Genomic DNA, 17,547 nt, shown 5'->3' on the forward strand with positions numbered 1-17,547 from the left:
CGACGTTCCACCACCCGCCGGGGTTCCTCCCCGGTGGGGCGGGGCTCCGGTCTCTCATCCAAGGAGATCGTCATGCAACTCGCATCCCGCTTCACTTATCGCTCCCCGGTGCTGCGGTCGAATCATCCGCTGTCCGATGACCAGATTCGCACCGTAGCGCCGTCCATCTTCGCGGACACCCCGCACGAGAGCCGCTCCGAGCGGTACAGCTACATCCCCACGGCGGCAGTGCTGACCGAACTGCGCAAGGAAGGCTTCCAGCCGTTCATGGTGTGCCAGACCCGCGTGCGCCAGGAGGACCGCCGCGACTACACCAAGCACATGCTGCGCCTTCGCCATGCGAGCCAGATCAACGGCGCCGAGGCCAACGAGATCATCCTGCTCAATTCGCACGATGGCACCAGCAGCTACCAGATGCTGGCGGGCATGTTCCGCTTCGTCTGCCAGAACGGTCTGGTGTGCGGCGACACCTTCGCCGACGTGCGCGTGCCTCACAAGGGCAACGTCACCGATCACGTGATCGAGGGTGCCTACGAGGTGCTGCATGGCTTCGAGCAGGTGCAGGACTCGCGCGACGCCATGCGTGCCATCACGCTCGACGACGGCGAGGCCGAGGTCTTCGCCAGATCGGCCCTGGTCCTCAAGTACGACGAACCCGGCAAGACCGTGCCGATCACGGAAGGCCAGATCCTGCGCCCCCGTCGTTTCGACGACAACCACGCGGATTTGTGGTCCACGTTCAACCGCATCCAGGAGAACCTCGTCAAAGGCGGTCTGACCGGCCGCACTGCCAACGGGCGCCAGCAGCGCACACGGCCTGTCCAGGGCATCGACCAGAACGTCCGGCTCAACCGGGCACTCTGGCTGCTCGCGGAAGGCCTGCGTAAGCTGAAAGCCTGACCTCCAAGCGGATCGTGCCCATCGCGGCATGATCCGCTTCTTCTTTGTCGAGGTGCCCGAATGCGCGAGGGCCGATCAACGTGAGCAGTGCGCGCAGCGGTTTGTCGCTCACGTCCCGCTCGGCAATGAGGCAGGCTATGCCCATGTCCGTCGGCGAAGCCGACAGCATGCCCAGGTAGCCAAAACCTTCAAGGCTACGGCGCGTTGCGACGCGTAGGTCGTCCTTCTTTGCCAAGCCGCTTGCGGCGCTTTTTCCACCCCTTGGGGCAGTGAGTGCCCCGGCGGGCCGTGCTGCCTCCGATTCCTTCGAGGACAACACCATGCCTGTCACACATCCCTCCAAGACGCTGTATCGCATCGATGAATGCCCCGACCTCATGGCCGACGGCTGCATCGGTAACGAGAACGGCAACCTGGTCTTTCTCTCCATCTGGGCGCGCGACACCGCGGTTCAGGAATTCCTCGCTCGCCTGACCCTGGGACGGGATGAACAGGGACTGGACCAGTTCCATCTCATCACCGAGCAAGGCGGCAGCGTCCCGGTTTTCGTCGGCAACGTCGAGAATCTGGAAAAGCGCAGCGCGCGCGCCTACCGGCGCACGCTGTTCGGCTCGCTTTCCAACGTGTGGCTGTTCGACCGCCGTTGCGTGCGTCCCGATAAGGCCAACGCCAGCGCGCTGGCGCTTCTGCCACGCGACTCCACACACCGGCTCGACCGGCTGTGGTTGCTGGTGCGCGACACCTGCCCGCTGCCGCTGCTCGATCACTGGCGCGACCTCGTGCTGGAGCTGCTGCAGGCGAAGTCGATGCTGACCCGCCTGCCGTTCGCCCTCGGCCCACTGGAAGGCCACCGACTCGCCATCGACGTGCCGGTGCTGACCCAGACCCTGGGCGGCTTGATCCGCAGTGGGGTGCTCGCCGCTGAGACGCCTCGGCCCGAGCCTGTCTCAGCGCTGCCGCTCGAAACGGTGGCTTGAGACGCTTCCCCATCGGGCATGCCCCGCATGTCCGCTTTCCTTCATTCCCGCCTTCAGGAGAATCCCATGGCACTCATGTTTCCGCGGCTCGCCCGCAATTTCGTTAAGAACGGGTATTTCCCCACGGACGAGCCCACGCTCGAAAGAGCGCTCACTGCGCTGGCCCCTTCTGACGGGCCGATGTGCATTCTCGATCCCTGCGCCGGCGAAGGCGTGGCGATTGCCGAAGTCGCTCACGCCCTCGGGCGCGAGCAGGTCAAGGCTTTCGCCGTCGAGTACGACGACGAACGCGCCGCACACGCACGCGGACTCGTCGATCGCTGCATCCATGGCGACCTGATGGACACGCTGATCTCGCGCCAGACCTTTGGCCTGCTGTGGCTCAACCCGCCCTATGGCGACCTGAGCAAGGACGCCAACGGGAACATCGGCTACCAGGGCCAGGGTCGGGCCAGGCTGGAGAAGCTGTTCTATCAGCGTGCGCTGCCGCTGCTGCAGTACGGCGGCGTGCTGGTCTTCATCGTGCCGTCCTACGTGCTCGATGCCGAACTGGTCGGATGGCTGACGCGCCACTTCGCCGATCTGCGCATCTACCGTGCGGTGGAGACGCAGTTCAAGCAGGTGGTGGTCTTCGGTCGCAGGGTTCGCCAGCGCGACCAGGCATCGGATTCGGTCAAGGCCACGCGCGGTCTGCTGCTACAGATCGGGCAAGGCGACGCCGAAGCCGAGGAACTGCCGCTGGAATGGCCGTTCCTGCCGTACTCGGTCCCCATCAGCCCGGCCGAACCGGAGCACTTCTATCGCGTGACGATGGAACCCGAGCAGTTCGCCGACGAGGTCGGCCGGCTGCAAGGGCTCTGGCCGGCACTCGATACGCACCTCGGTGCCGCGCAGCAGGCGCTGCGCCCTCCGGCACGGGCCTTGTCGCATTGGCATCTCGCCCTGGCCCTGGCCGCGGGCGCGATCTCTGGCGTGGTGAGGTCCAGGACCGGGCGCGTGCTCGTCGTCAAAGGTGATACCCACAAGGAGAAGACTCTCCAGACGGAATACACCGAACGCGACGACGGCTCCGTGGCCGAGACGCGCATCCTCACCGACAAGTTCGTGCCGGTCATCCGCGCCTGGGACATGACGCCAGGTTCCCCGACACGGGGAGATGTGCTGACCATCCGCTGATCGCTGTTCCCTGACGGTTCGCCGTCGCTTTCATCCACCCACCGGGGTCATGTCGCCCCGATGGGGTGCCGTGGCCCCTTCTTCCAGAAGGAGAGCCCACCATGGCACTCGCAGTCCTCAACCTCGCGTCACAAGCACGTTTCTCGCCCGGTCAGGTAGTCATGACCATCGGCATCGATGCATTGGTCCAGCAGGGCCGGCTCAATCCGTCTCCGTACCTGCGTCGCCATCTCAGCGGCGATTGGGGCGATCTCGACGAAGGTGACAGGCAGCAGAACGACGCCGCACTGAAATCCGGCGAAGATCGTTTGTTCTCGTCCTACCAGGTCGCGCCCGATCTGAAGCTCTGGATCATCACCGAATGGGATCGCAGCGTCACGACGCTGCTGTTGCCCAGCGAGTACTGATCCTTCTCGACGGCCCCGCGCCGTTCCATTCTCCCCACCCCGGGGCATGCCATCGCCCTGCAGGGGGAGGTGCATGCCCCATTACTTTGGAGCATCACCATGTCCCTCGATCTCGAAACCACTCCCGAAACCGCTGTGCAGGGCGATCTGCTCGAATCGTCCGCTTCTCCTCTCACTCTCAGTCTGCAGGATTTCGTGTCCGAATTCGGCGACGAGCTGCTGGACTCGCTCAACCGAGCCAATCCCCCGGTCTACGCCGGACAGGCACGGTCGCATCGGCAGATCGTCCTCGCCAGTCTCAAGCGCAAGCTGTTCCAGGCGCAAGCCGATGTAGTCCATGCCGTCACCGAGCTGTTGGTTGACCGCGGCGAACGCGCCGCGATCGTCAATGGCGAGATGGGATGCGGCAAGACGACCGTCGGCATCGCGACGGCCGCCGTGCTCAACGCCGAAGGCTACCGCCGCACCTTGGTGCTCTCGCCACCTCACCTGGTCTACAAGTGGCGGCGCGAAATCCAGGAGACGGTGGCCGGCGCCAAGGTCTGGGTGCTCAACGGCCCGGACACCTTGCTCAAGCTGCTGAAGCTCCGCGAGCAGTTGGGCGTGCCGGCGAGCGGCCAGGAGTTCTTCGTCCTGGGCCGCGTGCGGATGCGGATGGGGTTCCACTGGAAACCTGTCTTCACCCTCCACCGCACACGCCACGGCGACGTGGGGGCGTGCCCGGACTGCGGCCATGTCATTGCCGACCTCGACGGCGAGCCGGCCAACCCGGTCGAGCTGGAAGCCGAGGAGTACCGCCGCAAGTGCAGCCAGTGCGCCGCACCGCTGTGGACGCTGATCCGCCCGAGGAGCCTGTCCGCCAGCGACCAGTCCTCGTCCGTGCTCAAAGCCTTGAAGCGCATCCCGACCATCGGGGAAGTCACCGCGCAGAAGCTGATGCAGAAGTTCGGCGATGCGTTCCTTGCGTCGATGCTCGGCGACAACATCCACGAGTTCATCAACCTGATGGACGACCGGGGTGAGTTGGTCTTCTCGGATCGCCAGGCGCACCGCATGGAGCGCGCGATGGCGAACATGGAGTTTGGTTTTGGCGAGGGCGGCTACCAGCCGTCCGAGTACATCAAGCGCTATCTGCCCCAGGGCACGTTCGACCTGCTCATCGCCGACGAGGCACACGAGTACAAGAACGGCGGTTCCGCTCAGGGCCAGGCCATGGGCGTGCTCGCAGCGAAGTCGCGCAAGACCTTGCTGCTCACCGGCACGCTGATGGGCGGCTACGGCGACGACCTGTTCCATCTGCTGTTCCGAGCCCTGCCCGGGCGGATGATCGAAGACGGCTACCGCCCGACCAAGAGCGGCAGCATGACCTCGGCCGCGATGGCGTTCATGCGCGATCACGGCGTGCTCAAGGACATCTATTCGGAGAGCACGGGCACGGCGCACAAGACGGCCAAGGGCACCAAGGTGTCGGTGCGCACGGTCAAGGCGCCGGGTTTCGGTCCCAAGGGCGTGCTGCGTTGCGTCCTGCCGTTCACCGTCTTCCTCAAGCTCAAGGACATCGGTGGCAACGTGTTGCCGCCCTACGACGAGGAGTTCCGCGAAGTCGCGATGGATACGGCGCAGGCCGCAGCCTACCGCGATCTGGCGGGTCGACTGACCCAGGAGCTGAAGCAGGCCCTGGCCAAACGCGACACGACACTGCTCGGCGTGGTCCTCAACGTGCTGCTGGCCTGGCCGGATTGCTGCTTCCGGTCGGAAACCGTGGTGCATCCGCGCACGCGCAACACCCTGGAATTCGTCCCGGCTCAGTTCAACGAGCTGGAGGTGATGCCCAAGGAGCGCGAGCTGATCGAGATATGCAAGCAGGAGAAAGCGGAAGGTCGCAAGACTCTGGTCTATTCGGTCTACACCGGCACGCGCGACACCACGTCGCGCCTGAAGGTGCTGCTGGAGCAGGAGGGCTTCAAGGTGGCGGTGCTGCGCGCAAGCGTGGATGCCTCCCGCCGCGAGGACTGGATCGCCGAGCAGTTGGACCGCGGCATCAACGTGCTCATCACCAATCCCGAGCTGGTCAAAACCGGGCTGGACCTGCTGGAATTCCCGACCATCGTTTTCATGCAATCGGGCTACAACGTGTATTCGCTGCAGCAGGCGGCGCGGCGCTCATGGCGCATCGGCCAGAAGCAACCGGTGCGCGTGATCTATCTCGGCTACGCCAGTTCCTCGCAGATGACTTGCCTGGGGCTGATGGCCAGGAAGATCATGGTCTCGCAATCCACCTCGGGCGACGTACCTGAATCGGGGCTCGATGTCCTGAACCAGGATGGCGATTCGGTGGAGGTGGCGCTGGCACGGCAGTTGGTGCATTGAGAGTTGCTGGACTTGGCGGCCCCTTCGGGGGCCGCTTCTTTTCAGCGAAGCTGGCGCTGTTTCCGTTCCTTGTCCCGAAGTTCTCGATCCGGCGGATGTCGCACGCCTGGGGCGCATGGCACCTCCTCGGAATTGGGGAACGGTCAATGCCCGATTCCCGGCTGCCTGCACGGCACCTTTCTGCAATGGTGATGGCATCTCGTCGCCAAGGGTTGCCACATGCCATCATCTTCTGCCCGACTACTTTGTGCGCTTTTCGTGCTCGGCGGATTGCTGTCCGGCTGCACGACGATTCCGGCCCCCTCTGAACCCGGAAGCCTTTCGCCGGTCGAGGCTGTGCCTGAGCAGACGCCGGAACTCGTTCCCGTCGTCCGCCAGGGGCGCTACACCCTGGTCGAGCTGGTGCCGGAACCGGCTCAGCGTGACCTGATGGAGCAGGTCGTCGAGGTCGCGATTCCACCCACCTTCGACGCGAGCGTGGGCGACGCCATGCGTCACGTCCTCCGCCGAACGGGCTATCGCCTTTGTGACGCTGCGGATGCCACGGCCCTGTATGCGCTTCCGTTGCCCGCAGCGCATCTGCGTCTCGGGCCGCTGGCTCTGCGCGACGCGCTGCTGGTGCTCGCCGGCCCGGCATGGGTTTTGTCGGTCGACGATGCCTCCCGCCACGTGTGCTTCCTGCGCCAGGCGGCACCCGCTTCCGCCAGTTCGATCGCAGTCCCGACTGGCGTCGTTCCGGGCGCAGATCAAGATCGGGTCGAGGCCGCAGAGCCTCGGGAGGTCCGGCCATGAACATCCCTCAGATCCCTCCCGCCAGCAACGACCGCACGCGCTGGCTCAGGATCGCCGCAGGCGTCTGGCTGCTGCTCGTCAGCGCTCTGACCATCGTCAACAGTGTCGGACTGTCGCGCCTGACCGAGCAAAGCCACACCAGCGCCCAGGACGCCCATGTCCAGGCACTCGCCACGCGCGTCGGCGACCTCGAACAGCAGGCCGAAGCGGTCAAGCACCAGCCCAAGCCTATCACCCAGACGGACTTCGACGCCGCCCGCCAGGCCCTCGAGGAGCGGCTGTCGCACGTCGAACAGGTACAGGCGGCGGATGCCCGCGGCGAAGACCTTCAGGCACTGCAGGTTCGCGTGGGCGCGATCGAAGCGCGCCTGAAGAAGGCGCCGCCACCAGCGACGGTATCCCGCCGCACCGCCGAGGCAGCGAAACCCAAGGTGCTCGAACCGCCGTTCAGCGTGGTCGGCCTTGAGCTGCGCGGCGGCGAACGCTTCCTGTCGGTTGCGGCGCCAGGAGCGACTTCGCTACCCGAAGTGCGGCTGCTGCGTGAGGGCAATTCCGTCGGTGCATGGCACCTGCAGGCCATCGAGGTGCATGTCGCCGTGTTCCGCGTGGATGGCCAGACGCTCCGCATCACGTTGCCGTAGGAGCGTGTGCCATGAAACCGGGATTTGCGTCTGCGATCAGCCTTGCCATGGCCCTCACCATCGCTGCGGCCGATACAGTCGCGCAATCAGCACCGGTGACCACTTCCCGAGCGGCTCCGAGCCAGGTGCAGAACAGCATGGACGCCGCACTCGACGAACGCCAGGCGCGGGACTGGGGGCTGCGCCCCGAGGAATGGGCGCGCTACCGGCAACTGATGCAGGGGCCGCTCGGCATCTATTCGCCCAACCTCGATCCACTCACTGCCCTGGGCATCGAGGCCCGCAGCTACGAGGAACGCAACCGCTATGCGGAACTGCAGGTGCAGGCGGAATCCAGGCGCGTGAATAAGACACTTGCCTACCAACGCGCCTACGATGCTGCGTGGAAGCGCCTCTTCCCGGGCCAGCAGCGCGTGAACCTGCCCGGCGCGCATGCGCCCGGTTCCGGCAACAAGGGGTCCGGCCGGCTGGCCGTTTTCGTGAAAGCCGATTGCCCGCCGTGCGAGCAGCGCGTGCGCCAATTGCAGGCGGCCGGCACATCCTTCGATCTCTACATGGTCGGAAGCCGTCAGGACGATGCGCGCATCCGCCAGTGGGCGGCCCAGGCCGGCATCGATCCCGGACGCGTCCAGGCACGCACGATCACGCTCAATCACGACGCCGGGCGCTGGCTGTCCCTTGGCTTGCCCGGCGAACTGCCAGCCGTGGTGCACGAGGTGAACGGCCAATGGCAGCGCCAATAGCCACCGGGCGCCTAGTGCAGTGGAGTGCAATGGCCGCCCATGCCGCACTGGTTCTCGGCACCTGCACTTGTGCGTCCCCCGCTCCTGCCCGGGAACTGCCGCCCCCAGCCTACCAGCTCGCTGCGCAACAGGTGGGTGTGCCGTCGCCGGTGCTGTACGCAGTGGCCCTGCAGGAGAGCGGCACCCGGCTGCGCGGCCGCCTGATTCCCTGGCCGTGGACGCTCAATGTCGCCGGCAGGGCCGAGCGCTACCCCACGCGGGCCAACGCCTGCACCGGACTTCGCAAGGCTCTCTCTCACACGCCGGCCAGCCGCATCGATGCCGGCCTCGGGCAGGTCAACCTCGGCCACCATGCGCACCGCTACGTCCACCCCTGCGAACTGCTCGATCCATACCGCAATCTCGCGATCGCTGCGGAGATCCTGCAGGAGCAACACACGGCCGGTGAGGATTGGCTGGTCGCCATCGGTCGCTACCACCGACCTGCAGGTGGCGCACCGGCCGCCCGTTACCGCCGCAGCGTCCACCAGCACCTCGCCCGGGTGCTGGGTCCGGATGCGTCCCTTTCCTCCATCCGGACCACCACACCATGAACCGCATCCTCTTCACCGCCACTCTGGGACTGCTCTTGGCCGCGAGTACCGCCGTCCAAGCCACCTCCGAACCGCTGATCGTCGTCGAGGACCGCAGTGGCACCTCGGCGCTGCCGTACTACCAGGCATTGGGTCCCCAAGACTCGGATCGCGCCACACCCCCGGTGCCGGAACCGGTTCCCCGCGTGGGTAGCGCGGCCGATGCCGAGGCGGCCATGCTGCCGGTGCGCTCGGCGCGGCTGTCACCGGGCGACGAGCCACGCCGTGTGATTCGCGCATCGGGCCTCACGCCGCTATTCCTGCTCGGCGACGACGACCGGTCCCGCACCTGGCTCAAGCAGAGGCGGGCGGCGCTGCAGGAGCTGCACGCGGTGGGGCTGGTGGTCAACGTGGCTTCGCCCGAAGCTCTGGCCGAGCTGCGCCGCCTCGCACCGGGGCTGACGCTCTCGCCGGCCTCGGGCGACGACCTGGCCCAGCGGCTGGGCATCCGCCACTACCCGGTGCTGATCACCGCCACCGGCATCGAGCCCTGAAGTGACGTGAAGCGCCGGCCATGGCCCAGTCCCAAGCCGTCGAGGTGTTGCTGCGGCCAGCGGTGGAGCTGTACACCGTCGCGGTCTGTGCCGGCGCCGCGCTACTGTGCCTGGTGGCGCCGTGGTCGCTCGCGCTGAGCCCCTTGCTGGGGCTGGGCAGCGCGCTGGCATTTCTGACCTTCGGCACCATCCGCCTGCGGGACGCTTGGGCCATCCTGCGCTACCGGCGCAACATCCGCAGATTGCCGCGCTACGTGATGACGAGCCGCGACGTACCGGTGAGCCAGCAGCGGCTGTTCATCGGCCGGGGCTTCCGCTGGGACCAGCGCCACACGCACCGGCTCATGCAGACCTACCGGCCGGAGTTCCGCCGCTACGTGGAGCCGACGGCGATCTATCGGGCGGCGCGGCGGATCGAGGAACGGCTGGAGTTCGCCCCGTTCCCGGTCTCGAAGTTGGCGAAGGCCCTGGCCTGGGACAGCCCGCTCAATCCGGCGCGCCCGCTGCAGCCAGTCGGCGGACTGCCTCGCCTGCACGGCATCGAGCCGAACGAGGTCGACGTCACCTTGCCGCTGGGGGAGCGGGTCGGCCATTCGCTGGTCCTGGGCACCACGCGCGTGGGCAAGACACGCCTGGGCGAACTCTTCATCACCCAGGACATTCGCCGCAAGGTCAATGGCCAGCACGAGGTGGTGATCGTCTTCGACCCCAAGGGCGATGCCGATCTGCTGAAACGCATGTACGTGGAGGCCGGGCGCGCCGGGCGCGAAGGCGAGTTCTACGTCTTCCACCTGGGCTGGCCGGACATCTCGGCGCGCTACAACGCCGTGGGCCGTTTCGGTCGCATCTCGGAAGTCGCCACCCGCATCGCGGGCCAGCTCTCGGGCGAGGGCAACAGCGCCGCCTTCCGCGAGTTCGCCTGGCGCTTCGTCAACATCATCGCCCGGGCCCTGGTGGAACTGGGGCAGCGGCCCGACTACCTGCTGATCCAGCGCCACGTCGTCAACATCGATGCGCTGTTCATCGAGTACGCCCAGCACTTCTTCGCGAAGAACGAGCCGAAGGCCTGGGAGATCATCGTCCAGCTCGAAGCCAGGCTGAACGACAAGAACATCCCGCGCAACATGATCGGCCGCGAGAAGCGCGTCGTAGCGCTGGAGCAGTACCTCTCGCAGGTGCGCATCTACGACCCGGTGCTTGACGGCCTGCGCAGCGCGGTGCGCTATGACCGCACCTACTTCGACAAGATCGTGGCGAGTCTCCTGCCGCTCCTGGAGAAGCTGACCACCGGCAAGATCGCCCAACTGCTCGCACCGAACTACTCGGACCTCGACGACCCGCGGCCGATCTTCGACTGGATGCAGATCATCCGCAAGCGTGCGGTGGTCTACGTCGGTCTGGATGCGCTGTCGGATGCGGAGGTCGCCGCCGCCGTGGGCAATTCGATGTTCAGCGACCTGGTGTCGGTTGCCGGGCACATCTACAAGTTCGGCATCGACGATGGCCTGCCGGGCGCCTCCGCCGGCGTAAAGGTGCCGATCAACGTCCATGCCGACGAGTTCAACGAGCTGATGGGCGACGAGTTCATCCCGATGATCAACAAGGGCGGTGGCGCCGGAGTCCAGGTCACGGCCTACACGCAGACGCTCTCGGACATCGAAGCGCGCATCGGCAACCGCGCCAAGGCCGGCCAGGTCGTCGGCAACTTCAACAACCTGTTCATGCTGCGCGTGCGCGAGACCGCCACGGCCGAGCTGCTGACGCGGCAACTTCCCAAGGTCGAGGTCTATGCAACCACGGTGATGAGCGGCGCGACCGACAGCTCCGACCCGACCGGCAACACCGCATTCACCTCCAACACCCAGGACCGAATCAGCAGCAACAGCGTGCCGCTGATCGAGCCGGCACACGTGGTCGGACTACCCAAAGGACAATGCTTCGCGCTCATCGAAGGCGGGCAACTGTGGAAGATCCGCATGCCGCTGCCGGCACCCGACCCCGACGAGGCTATGCCCAAGGACTTGCAGGAGCTGGCCGGCTACATGCGGCAGCATTACGTCGAGGCCGGCGAGTGGTGGGAGAGCGAGGGCGTCCCTGGCTTCCAGGATCAGGCGCTGCCGGACGATCTGCTGGCGAACTTCCAGCAGATGGCTGCGGCCGATGAGGCTGGCGAGGAAGGCGCCTGCACGTGAGCGATCCGGCCGTCGCGGCGCAGCGCCAGCAGGTCCGCCAGCAGGGGCTGATCGCGGGCCTCATCACCTTGCCGTTCCGGTTCTTCGGCGTGCTGTGCGGTTCGCTTCTCCTGTGCATCGTGATCGAGTGCGTCGGGATGCACTTCTTCTGGCCCGAGGAAAGCTGGCGCCACGCCCAGGGCATGCTCAACCACGAGCTGGCCCTGGTGTCTGAGAGCTTCACGCGCAGCGTACTGGTGCAGGAACCAGGACGCGCCACCCTGCATCTCGTTGAGCTGGCCTACGACTGGTTGTTCGTGAAAAGCGGGTTGCTCGACTGGATACGCGATGCCGCCACGCAGGCCAGCGCCGGCGCCCGCAGCAAGACCCATGACTTCCGGTACTACTTGGGCATGGTCTATGTGCATATGGAGAGCTACCTGATCGCCTCGGCCTACACCGTGCTCGTATTTCTCGTGAGGCTGCTGGTGCTGACGCTGACCTTGCCGCTGTTCCTGATGGCCGCCTTCGTCGGCCTGGTGGATGGGCTGGTGCGGCGCGACGTGCGCAGCTTCGGAGCTGGGCGCGAATCAGGGTTCGTCTACCACCGTGCGAAAGCCAGCCTGATGCCGCTGGCTATCCTGCCGTGGGTGACTTACTTGGCACTGCCGGTGAGCGTCCATCCGCTGCTGATCCTGCTGCCTAGTGCAGTATTGCTGGGGGCTGCGGTGGACATCGCGGCGGGAACGTTCAAGAAATATTTATAGCGCATGCCTTGTATCTGATGAGGGCTGTATTGGGTTAATATTCCCTACTTTACTGACCAGTTTTCGCCCTGATGGGTACTTCATGAAGATTCATTTCGGTACAAAAAAAGTACAGAAAATGGGACGAATTGCCCTCACTGAAGCGTTGCTACGCAATGCCGGCATCCAGGAGGGTGATTCAGTGGATCTGTATTTCGACGCTACCACAAAGGCCATCATCGTCGAACGCTCTCCATCGGCAGAGGCCGCTGAGGCTTCTATCGGCGCGAAACGCACCAAGAACAAGACCAAGGCACCATGACAGTCACCGATCGCTTTTCCGGACACGAGTCCTTCGTCTGCCGATATGGCTGGTTACCAAAGGCCTACCAGGCGGTCTCTGTCGAGCCCGGCCTTTTGAAGGATGAAGAGCGGGCAATGCACGCTCTGGGTATCGGTCGCAACATGCTGAAGTCGCTGCAATTCTGGTGCGAGGCCACGGGCATTCTTGTGTCCGTGACGGGTCATGGGCACCAACCTGGTCCCGTCGGACGCAAGCTGCTCGACCCCAAGCACGGGTGGGACCAGCATCTGGAGTCTCTTGAGTCGCTGTGGTTGTTGCATTGGCGTCTATGTACTCGTGCGGCGCTGGCAGCCTGGTCAGAAGTGTTTGGTGAGGGGCGACTGGTGCGCTTCGACCGTCAGCGGCTGGTCGCGGCACTGGCCCAACGCGCCGAAGGTTCAGCCAGGCCGCTCGCCGCCAGCACGCTGGAGCAGCATGCAGCCATCTTTCTCCAAAGTTACTACCAAGCCGAGCGTAGTGGCGACGACACCTCTTGGTGCCCGCTGCAGGATCTTGCATTGCTGCGCGCCGCCAAGGAAGAAGATGGACGTATCGTCTTTAACACCGATCTTCGCGCGCCAATCGGTTTGAGCCTGCGCGTGTTTGCTATTGCGTTAGTGGAGTTTGTAGCTTCGTCCGAACAAGGCTCGTCATCTGTGGATTTCCATCGTCTGCTCAAGGGGGTGAACAGCCCCGGGGTCGTCTTCCGCTTAGATGAACACCAGTTGCGCGCTTTCGTGGAGAACGTGGCACAAGGCCCCTTGCGCGATGCCGTGCGTTTCGTCGACACCTCCGACACGCAAAGCGTTGTACTTCACCGCGACCGCGTCGATCCGTACTACCTACTGGATGCACACGAGGAGGCTCCCATCCATGCTTAAACGAATCATCGATGGACTGGAGCTGAACGCGCACCACACCCGCTCAATCTCGCTGAGCCGCGACCTTCACGACGATACGACCATCGCCAGCTACCTGCCTACGCCCAATGCCGTCCAGGCGCTCAAGCAGATCGGTACGGCGCTTGCGGAGTGTCGGTCTCAGCGTGCCTGGAAAGTGGTTGGTCCGTACGGAAGCGGCAAGTCGGCGCTGGGGATTGTGCTTGCCCAATTGCTCGCTGGTCGTGACACTCATCCTGCGGCCTCGGAAATGCTGCGGGAAGCCTCCGCGTCTGTCGCCGACCTATTCGCAAGTTCCAAGCGTTTCGCGCTCGCGATCGTGGGAGCGCGGCTGTCCATCGGATTAGCGCTGGAAGCGGAAGTCCATCGCGCTCTGGAAGGCTGGCACCAAGGCAAAGGGGCAAACGCCCTGAAGCGCCATCTGAGCGAGCCGGGCCTCTACAAGGGGCGCCCCATCAACGCGGTTGCCGGGGAACTGATGCGCGATTTCGCGTCTGTCGCTCGAGCACAGGGTTTCTCTGGCACGTTGCTCCTGGTTGATGAAGTGGGCAAGTTCGTCGAGCACGCCGCGATGCACCCAGAAGCAGGGGACCTGATCGCACTTCAACAACTGGCTGAGGAAGCATGCCGGCAAGGGGACGATTCTCTCGCGATGGTTGTGCTTCAGCACCAGCACTTCGCGAGCTACGCGGCAGGCATTGGCCGCGCTCTGGGGGACGAATGGCACAAGGTCGCGTCGCGCTTCGAGGAGATACCCTTCGACGAGCCCGTCGAGCGCTACGTCCACTTCGCGACCCATGCGCTAGGCACTAAGCCGGCGCTGCACCGCGATTCCAAACTCGTGGGTGCCGCACGGTCTCTATTCGCAACGGCGCTGGAGCAATCCATCCTTCGGGCGCCAACCCCCGCTGACCGTCGTCTGTTCCAGCATCCCGAGAAACTTTACCCCCTCCATCCGCTGACGCTGGCTTCGCTGGCCGTCGTCTCCAAACGCTATGGTCAGAGCGAGCGCTCATTCCATGCCTTCCTCAACAGCAACGAGCCGGCGGGGCTTCGGGACTTTGCGCAAGTCACCTCCGTAGAGGGATACCCCTGGTATCGCCTGGCTCAGGTGTTCGACTATCTGGCTTCGGGGAATGGGCTACGCTTTCGCGATCTCGCTGCAGAGCGTCGTTGGGCATTTGCACTCGTCAGCATTGAGAGGCAGGCGAAAGACGCGGACGCTCTGGTGGCACTCAAGACCATCGCCGTGTTGGAGTTGGTGCAGGCACCCCTCGCGCTACGCATTACTCCGGAGTTGGTCGCATTCGCGCTCGGCAACCTCTCAGTCTCTGAGACACGGACGCTACTTGACCGCCTGGTGGACCAAGGCTTGCTGATCTGCCGCCACAGCCGTTCCGAATACGGATTCGCTGTATCAGATGCCATTAACATCGAAGCGCTCTACGAGCAAGCGGCGCAGGCGGGCGACGACGAGCTTACTGTGCGTGGTGCTTCGCACGCGCTTGGGAATCGGTTGGTTGTGGCCAACAAGCACTATGACCGCCGGGGAACGATCCGCACACTAGCCATTGATGTCGGAACAGTCACCGCGTGGCCCCATGCAGGCGCCAACAGAAGTGATTCAGACGGGCAACCTGACGGCTGGCTCCGCTTAATCCTGGTGACGGCAGACTCACGGGAAGAGCGACAAGTCCTGGACCGCGTACGCGACGCGGACGATCCGCTCAGCGTGCACTGCTGCCTGTCGCTGTCCGCTCGGGGGCGGGCGGCGCTCGCAGAGTTGGCGATCTGGCTGGCGGTGCAGCGCGAGGTAGCGGCCAAGCGGCTCGATCCCTGGACCAGCCAGTACGTCGAGAGCCGCCTCCATCAGGCCAAAGAGGATGTCGATGCACTCGTGTTGTCCGCATTGGCGTCTAATCCGGGGCGCATTGGCCCAGTGTATTGGCACCAGGGTAAGGCTGTGCCGGACAGCGAGTCGATGAACGTCGGCCAGGTGGCATCTTGGATGTTCGAGAAGGTCTTCCACCGTGCTCCGCGCATCATCAACGAGCTGATCAACAAGGATCGCCCCGCTTCCGCTATCGTCCTTGCGCGTCAGCGGTTGCTTGACGCTCTGCTGGCTGGTTCCGGTGGAGCCACACTCTTTCGCGACAACGAGTACCCGCCCGAGCGGCTAATCCACGCCACGCTGTTGCGCGACACGGGCATATGGCAGGCCGACGGCAACGACTGCGAGCTCGTTGAACCCAAGCTTGGGGCTCGCGTCGACATCTGCGCACTCTGGACTGAGATTTCGCTCGTCCTGACGAGAGACGAGGCACCCACGTTCGAGCAAGTGCTTCAGGAGCTTGCAGCTCCGCCGTTTGGTGTACGCAATGGTCCAGCCAGCGTATGGGTCACGCTTTACCTGATGATCCATCGCAGTCGCTGCGCAGTCTTCGAGCGGGGCACACTGGTGCTGGAACTCACGAGCGAGCACCTTCAGCGCATGCATCGGAATCCGCACACGTTCACGTTGCGCGAACTCCCGCAGGCGCAGGGCGGCCACAATTTGTTGCGTGACTACGGCGCTGTGCTTGCCTCGCTTGGGGCCGTGCCCAGCGGCGAAGCGACATATCTGGAGCTAGCTCGGGCCCTGTACCGCTGGTTCGGACGGCTGTCGGATTTCACTCAACAGACAGGACGAGTCAGCAAGGATGCCGCACTGGTTCGCTCGGCTTTGCGCAAAGCGCAGGATCCGATCCAGTTGCTGACCTCGACGCTGCCTAAAGTGTATGCCCAGAGCAAGGGGAAACGCCCCTTTCAAGAATGGCTGTCTGCGGCGCTGGTTGATCTGGGCATGAGCCAACGCAAGCTGCAGGATGTTGTGGTCACAGAGCTGGGGCAAGCGTTTGAGATGATCGGCCCGCTTGGCAAGATCCGCAGCCAGTTGCAGTCCGAATGCTCTGGTACCGCTACCGGATTGGCAGACGCCCGACTCAAGAGCTTTATCCTGCGTTGCACGGACTTAACGCTGACGGACGAGAAGTGGCTCGATTCCGTGGCCAGCCTACTCGTCCAGCTCCCTTTGGACGCCTGGACGGACGAGACTGTCGTCAGTTTTGCTCAGGCTGTGACAGACATCTCCGGCCACTACCGACGCTGGCTGCGTCTGGTGATGCAGCGCAAGGGCGCACCGCGCGCTGCCGAACGCTTCATGAGCCTGACGCTCACCAGCGCTAGCGGGCAGGAGTCCGCGTTGCTGGTCGCCACGACCGAGCATTCCACCCGGCTTGCGCACAACCTGTTGGACCTGCTCGCGCAGGAGGCCGGTGCTGACCCACAGACCGCCGCTGCTGCACTGGCGCAGGCACTGCAGAACTTGCAGGTAACGCGTGCACCGACGAATTCCACCGAGGAGAAGCACCATGACAAGCGAGAAGCGGGTTAGACATATTCTCAGCTTGTCTGGCGGGAAGGACAGCGCGGCACTGGCCATTTACCTGCGTGACCGCGTGCCGGAGATGGAATACATCTTCAGCGACACGCGCAAGGAGCTTCCCGAGACCTACGAGTATCTGCAACGCATCTCGAACTACCTCGGCAAGGAAGTGACGCATCTCAATGCAGACGTCGGGTTCGACCACTGGTACGAGATGTACGGCGGCATGATTCCATCCAATCACCGGCGCTGGTGCACGCGGGCCTTGAAGCTCAAGCCTTTCGAGCAATATTGCGGCAACGACGAGGTCGTGAACTACGTTGGATTGCGCGCTGACGAGGACCGCAGCGGCTACATCAGCCACAAGCCGAACATCAAGGCTGTCTATCCGTTCCGCGAAGACGGACTGGTGCTGCGCGACATCGAAGAAATCCTGAGGAATTCCGGCGTCGGCATGCCTCCATACACACGCTGGGGCCGTACCCGCTCGGGATGTTACTTCTGCTTCTACCAGCAGAAGATTGAGTGGGTCCGCCTCAAGGAAACGTATCCGGACTTGTACGACAAGGCCAAGGCGTACGAAAAGCCATACGAGAAGACCGGTAACTTCTTCACGTGGAGCCAGGGGGAAAGCCTGGCAGAGCTGGAGCGGCCGGAACGCATGGAGGAAATCAAGCGCGAGCACGTGATCCGTATCGAGCGCAAGGCCCAGCGCCGCGAAAACGTGACGCTGATGGAGGTCTTCTCCCAAGCGGATTCCGCCGAGGTGCCGGAGGACGATGATGATCAAGGGTGCCTCGTATGTCAGTTGTAGCTGCTGTTGAGCACAGAG

The 17,547-nt window shown here is 64.3% G+C and carries 16 protein-coding genes; all 16 read left to right on the plus strand.

Annotated elements, in window-relative coordinates; genetic code table 11:
• Window positions 1-72: 72 nt before the first annotated feature.
• The 16 genes from HHL15_RS08195 (at window position 73) to HHL15_RS08270 (ending at window position 17,529) form a co-directional block, all read left to right on the plus strand.
• Window positions 73-900 carry a DUF932 domain-containing protein gene (locus tag HHL15_RS08195; RefSeq protein WP_076600417.1) on the plus strand — a complete coding sequence of 276 codons (828 nt, stop codon included), beginning with the start codon at window positions 73-75 and terminating at the stop codon, window positions 898-900.
• A 320-nt stretch (window positions 901-1,220) separates the two neighbouring features.
• Window positions 1,221-1,877, plus strand: coding sequence for a hypothetical protein (locus HHL15_RS08200; protein WP_076600416.1), 657 nt, complete (start codon window positions 1,221-1,223; stop codon window positions 1,875-1,877).
• Between the two features lie 66 nt (window positions 1,878-1,943).
• Window positions 1,944-3,053, plus strand: a complete 1,110-nt coding sequence (locus tag HHL15_RS08205; protein ID WP_076600415.1) for a DUF6094 domain-containing protein — start codon at window positions 1,944-1,946, stop codon at window positions 3,051-3,053.
• A 101-nt stretch (window positions 3,054-3,154) separates the two neighbouring features.
• On the plus strand, window positions 3,155-3,460 hold the full coding sequence (locus HHL15_RS08210; protein WP_076600414.1) for a hypothetical protein: 306 nt from the start codon (window positions 3,155-3,157) through the stop codon (window positions 3,458-3,460).
• 99 nt (window positions 3,461-3,559) lie between these two features.
• Window positions 3,560-5,830: a helicase-related protein gene (locus HHL15_RS08215; protein ID WP_076600413.1), complete on the plus strand. Its 2,271-nt coding sequence runs from the start codon at window positions 3,560-3,562 to the stop codon at window positions 5,828-5,830.
• Window positions 5,831-6,049: 219 nt separating this feature from the next.
• Window positions 6,050-6,622 (plus strand): PFGI-1 class ICE element type IV pilus protein PilL2, encoded by a 573-nt coding sequence (pilL2, locus tag HHL15_RS08220; RefSeq protein WP_076600412.1) that lies wholly within the window; start codon window positions 6,050-6,052, stop codon window positions 6,620-6,622.
• The gene (locus tag HHL15_RS08225) at window positions 6,619-7,263 is read left to right on the plus strand and encodes a hypothetical protein (protein ID WP_076600411.1); all 645 of its coding nucleotides are present in this window, start codon (window positions 6,619-6,621) and stop codon (window positions 7,261-7,263) included. Before pilL2 ends, HHL15_RS08225 begins: the two co-directional genes overlap by 4 nt.
• Before the next feature lie 47 nt (window positions 7,264-7,310).
• A complete protein-coding gene (locus HHL15_RS08230) occupies window positions 7,311-8,006 on the plus strand; it encodes a TIGR03759 family integrating conjugative element protein (RefSeq protein ID WP_076600410.1) in 696 nt (231 codons plus the stop codon).
• Window positions 7,991-8,599, plus strand: a complete 609-nt coding sequence (locus HHL15_RS08235) for a transglycosylase SLT domain-containing protein (protein WP_076600409.1) — start codon at window positions 7,991-7,993, stop codon at window positions 8,597-8,599. Before HHL15_RS08230 ends, HHL15_RS08235 begins: the two co-directional genes overlap by 16 nt.
• Window positions 8,596-9,132 carry an integrating conjugative element protein gene (locus tag HHL15_RS08240; RefSeq protein WP_076600408.1) on the plus strand — a complete coding sequence of 179 codons (537 nt, stop codon included), beginning with the start codon at window positions 8,596-8,598 and terminating at the stop codon, window positions 9,130-9,132. The genes HHL15_RS08235 and HHL15_RS08240 overlap by 4 nt, the downstream gene beginning before the upstream one ends.
• Before the next feature lie 20 nt (window positions 9,133-9,152).
• Window positions 9,153-11,324, plus strand: a complete 2,172-nt coding sequence (gene traD / locus HHL15_RS08245; RefSeq protein ID WP_076600407.1) for a type IV conjugative transfer system coupling protein TraD — start codon at window positions 9,153-9,155, stop codon at window positions 11,322-11,324.
• Entirely contained in the window at window positions 11,321-12,070 is a 750-nt protein-coding gene (locus HHL15_RS08250; RefSeq protein ID WP_076600406.1) for a TIGR03747 family integrating conjugative element membrane protein, read from the plus strand. Before traD ends, HHL15_RS08250 begins: the two co-directional genes overlap by 4 nt.
• 82 nt (window positions 12,071-12,152) lie before the next feature.
• On the plus strand, window positions 12,153-12,371 hold the full coding sequence (locus tag HHL15_RS08255; RefSeq protein ID WP_076600405.1) for a hypothetical protein: 219 nt from the start codon (window positions 12,153-12,155) through the stop codon (window positions 12,369-12,371).
• A complete protein-coding gene (locus HHL15_RS08260) occupies window positions 12,368-13,273 on the plus strand; it encodes a DUF4007 family protein (RefSeq protein WP_076600404.1) in 906 nt (301 codons plus the stop codon). Before HHL15_RS08255 ends, HHL15_RS08260 begins: the two co-directional genes overlap by 4 nt.
• Complete coding sequence (locus HHL15_RS08265; protein ID WP_076600403.1) at window positions 13,266-16,724, plus strand: hypothetical protein; 3,459 nt, start codon at window positions 13,266-13,268, stop codon at window positions 16,722-16,724. Before HHL15_RS08260 ends, HHL15_RS08265 begins: the two co-directional genes overlap by 8 nt.
• Window positions 16,702-17,529 carry a phosphoadenosine phosphosulfate reductase domain-containing protein gene (locus tag HHL15_RS08270; RefSeq protein ID WP_076600402.1) on the plus strand — a complete coding sequence of 276 codons (828 nt, stop codon included), beginning with the start codon at window positions 16,702-16,704 and terminating at the stop codon, window positions 17,527-17,529. The genes HHL15_RS08265 and HHL15_RS08270 overlap by 23 nt, the downstream gene beginning before the upstream one ends.
• Window positions 17,530-17,547 lie beyond the last annotated feature (18 nt).

Origin of the sequence: Zoogloea dura (genome assembly GCF_012927165.1) — a bacterium.
Classification (GTDB): domain Bacteria; phylum Pseudomonadota; class Gammaproteobacteria; order Burkholderiales; family Rhodocyclaceae; genus Zoogloea; species Zoogloea dura.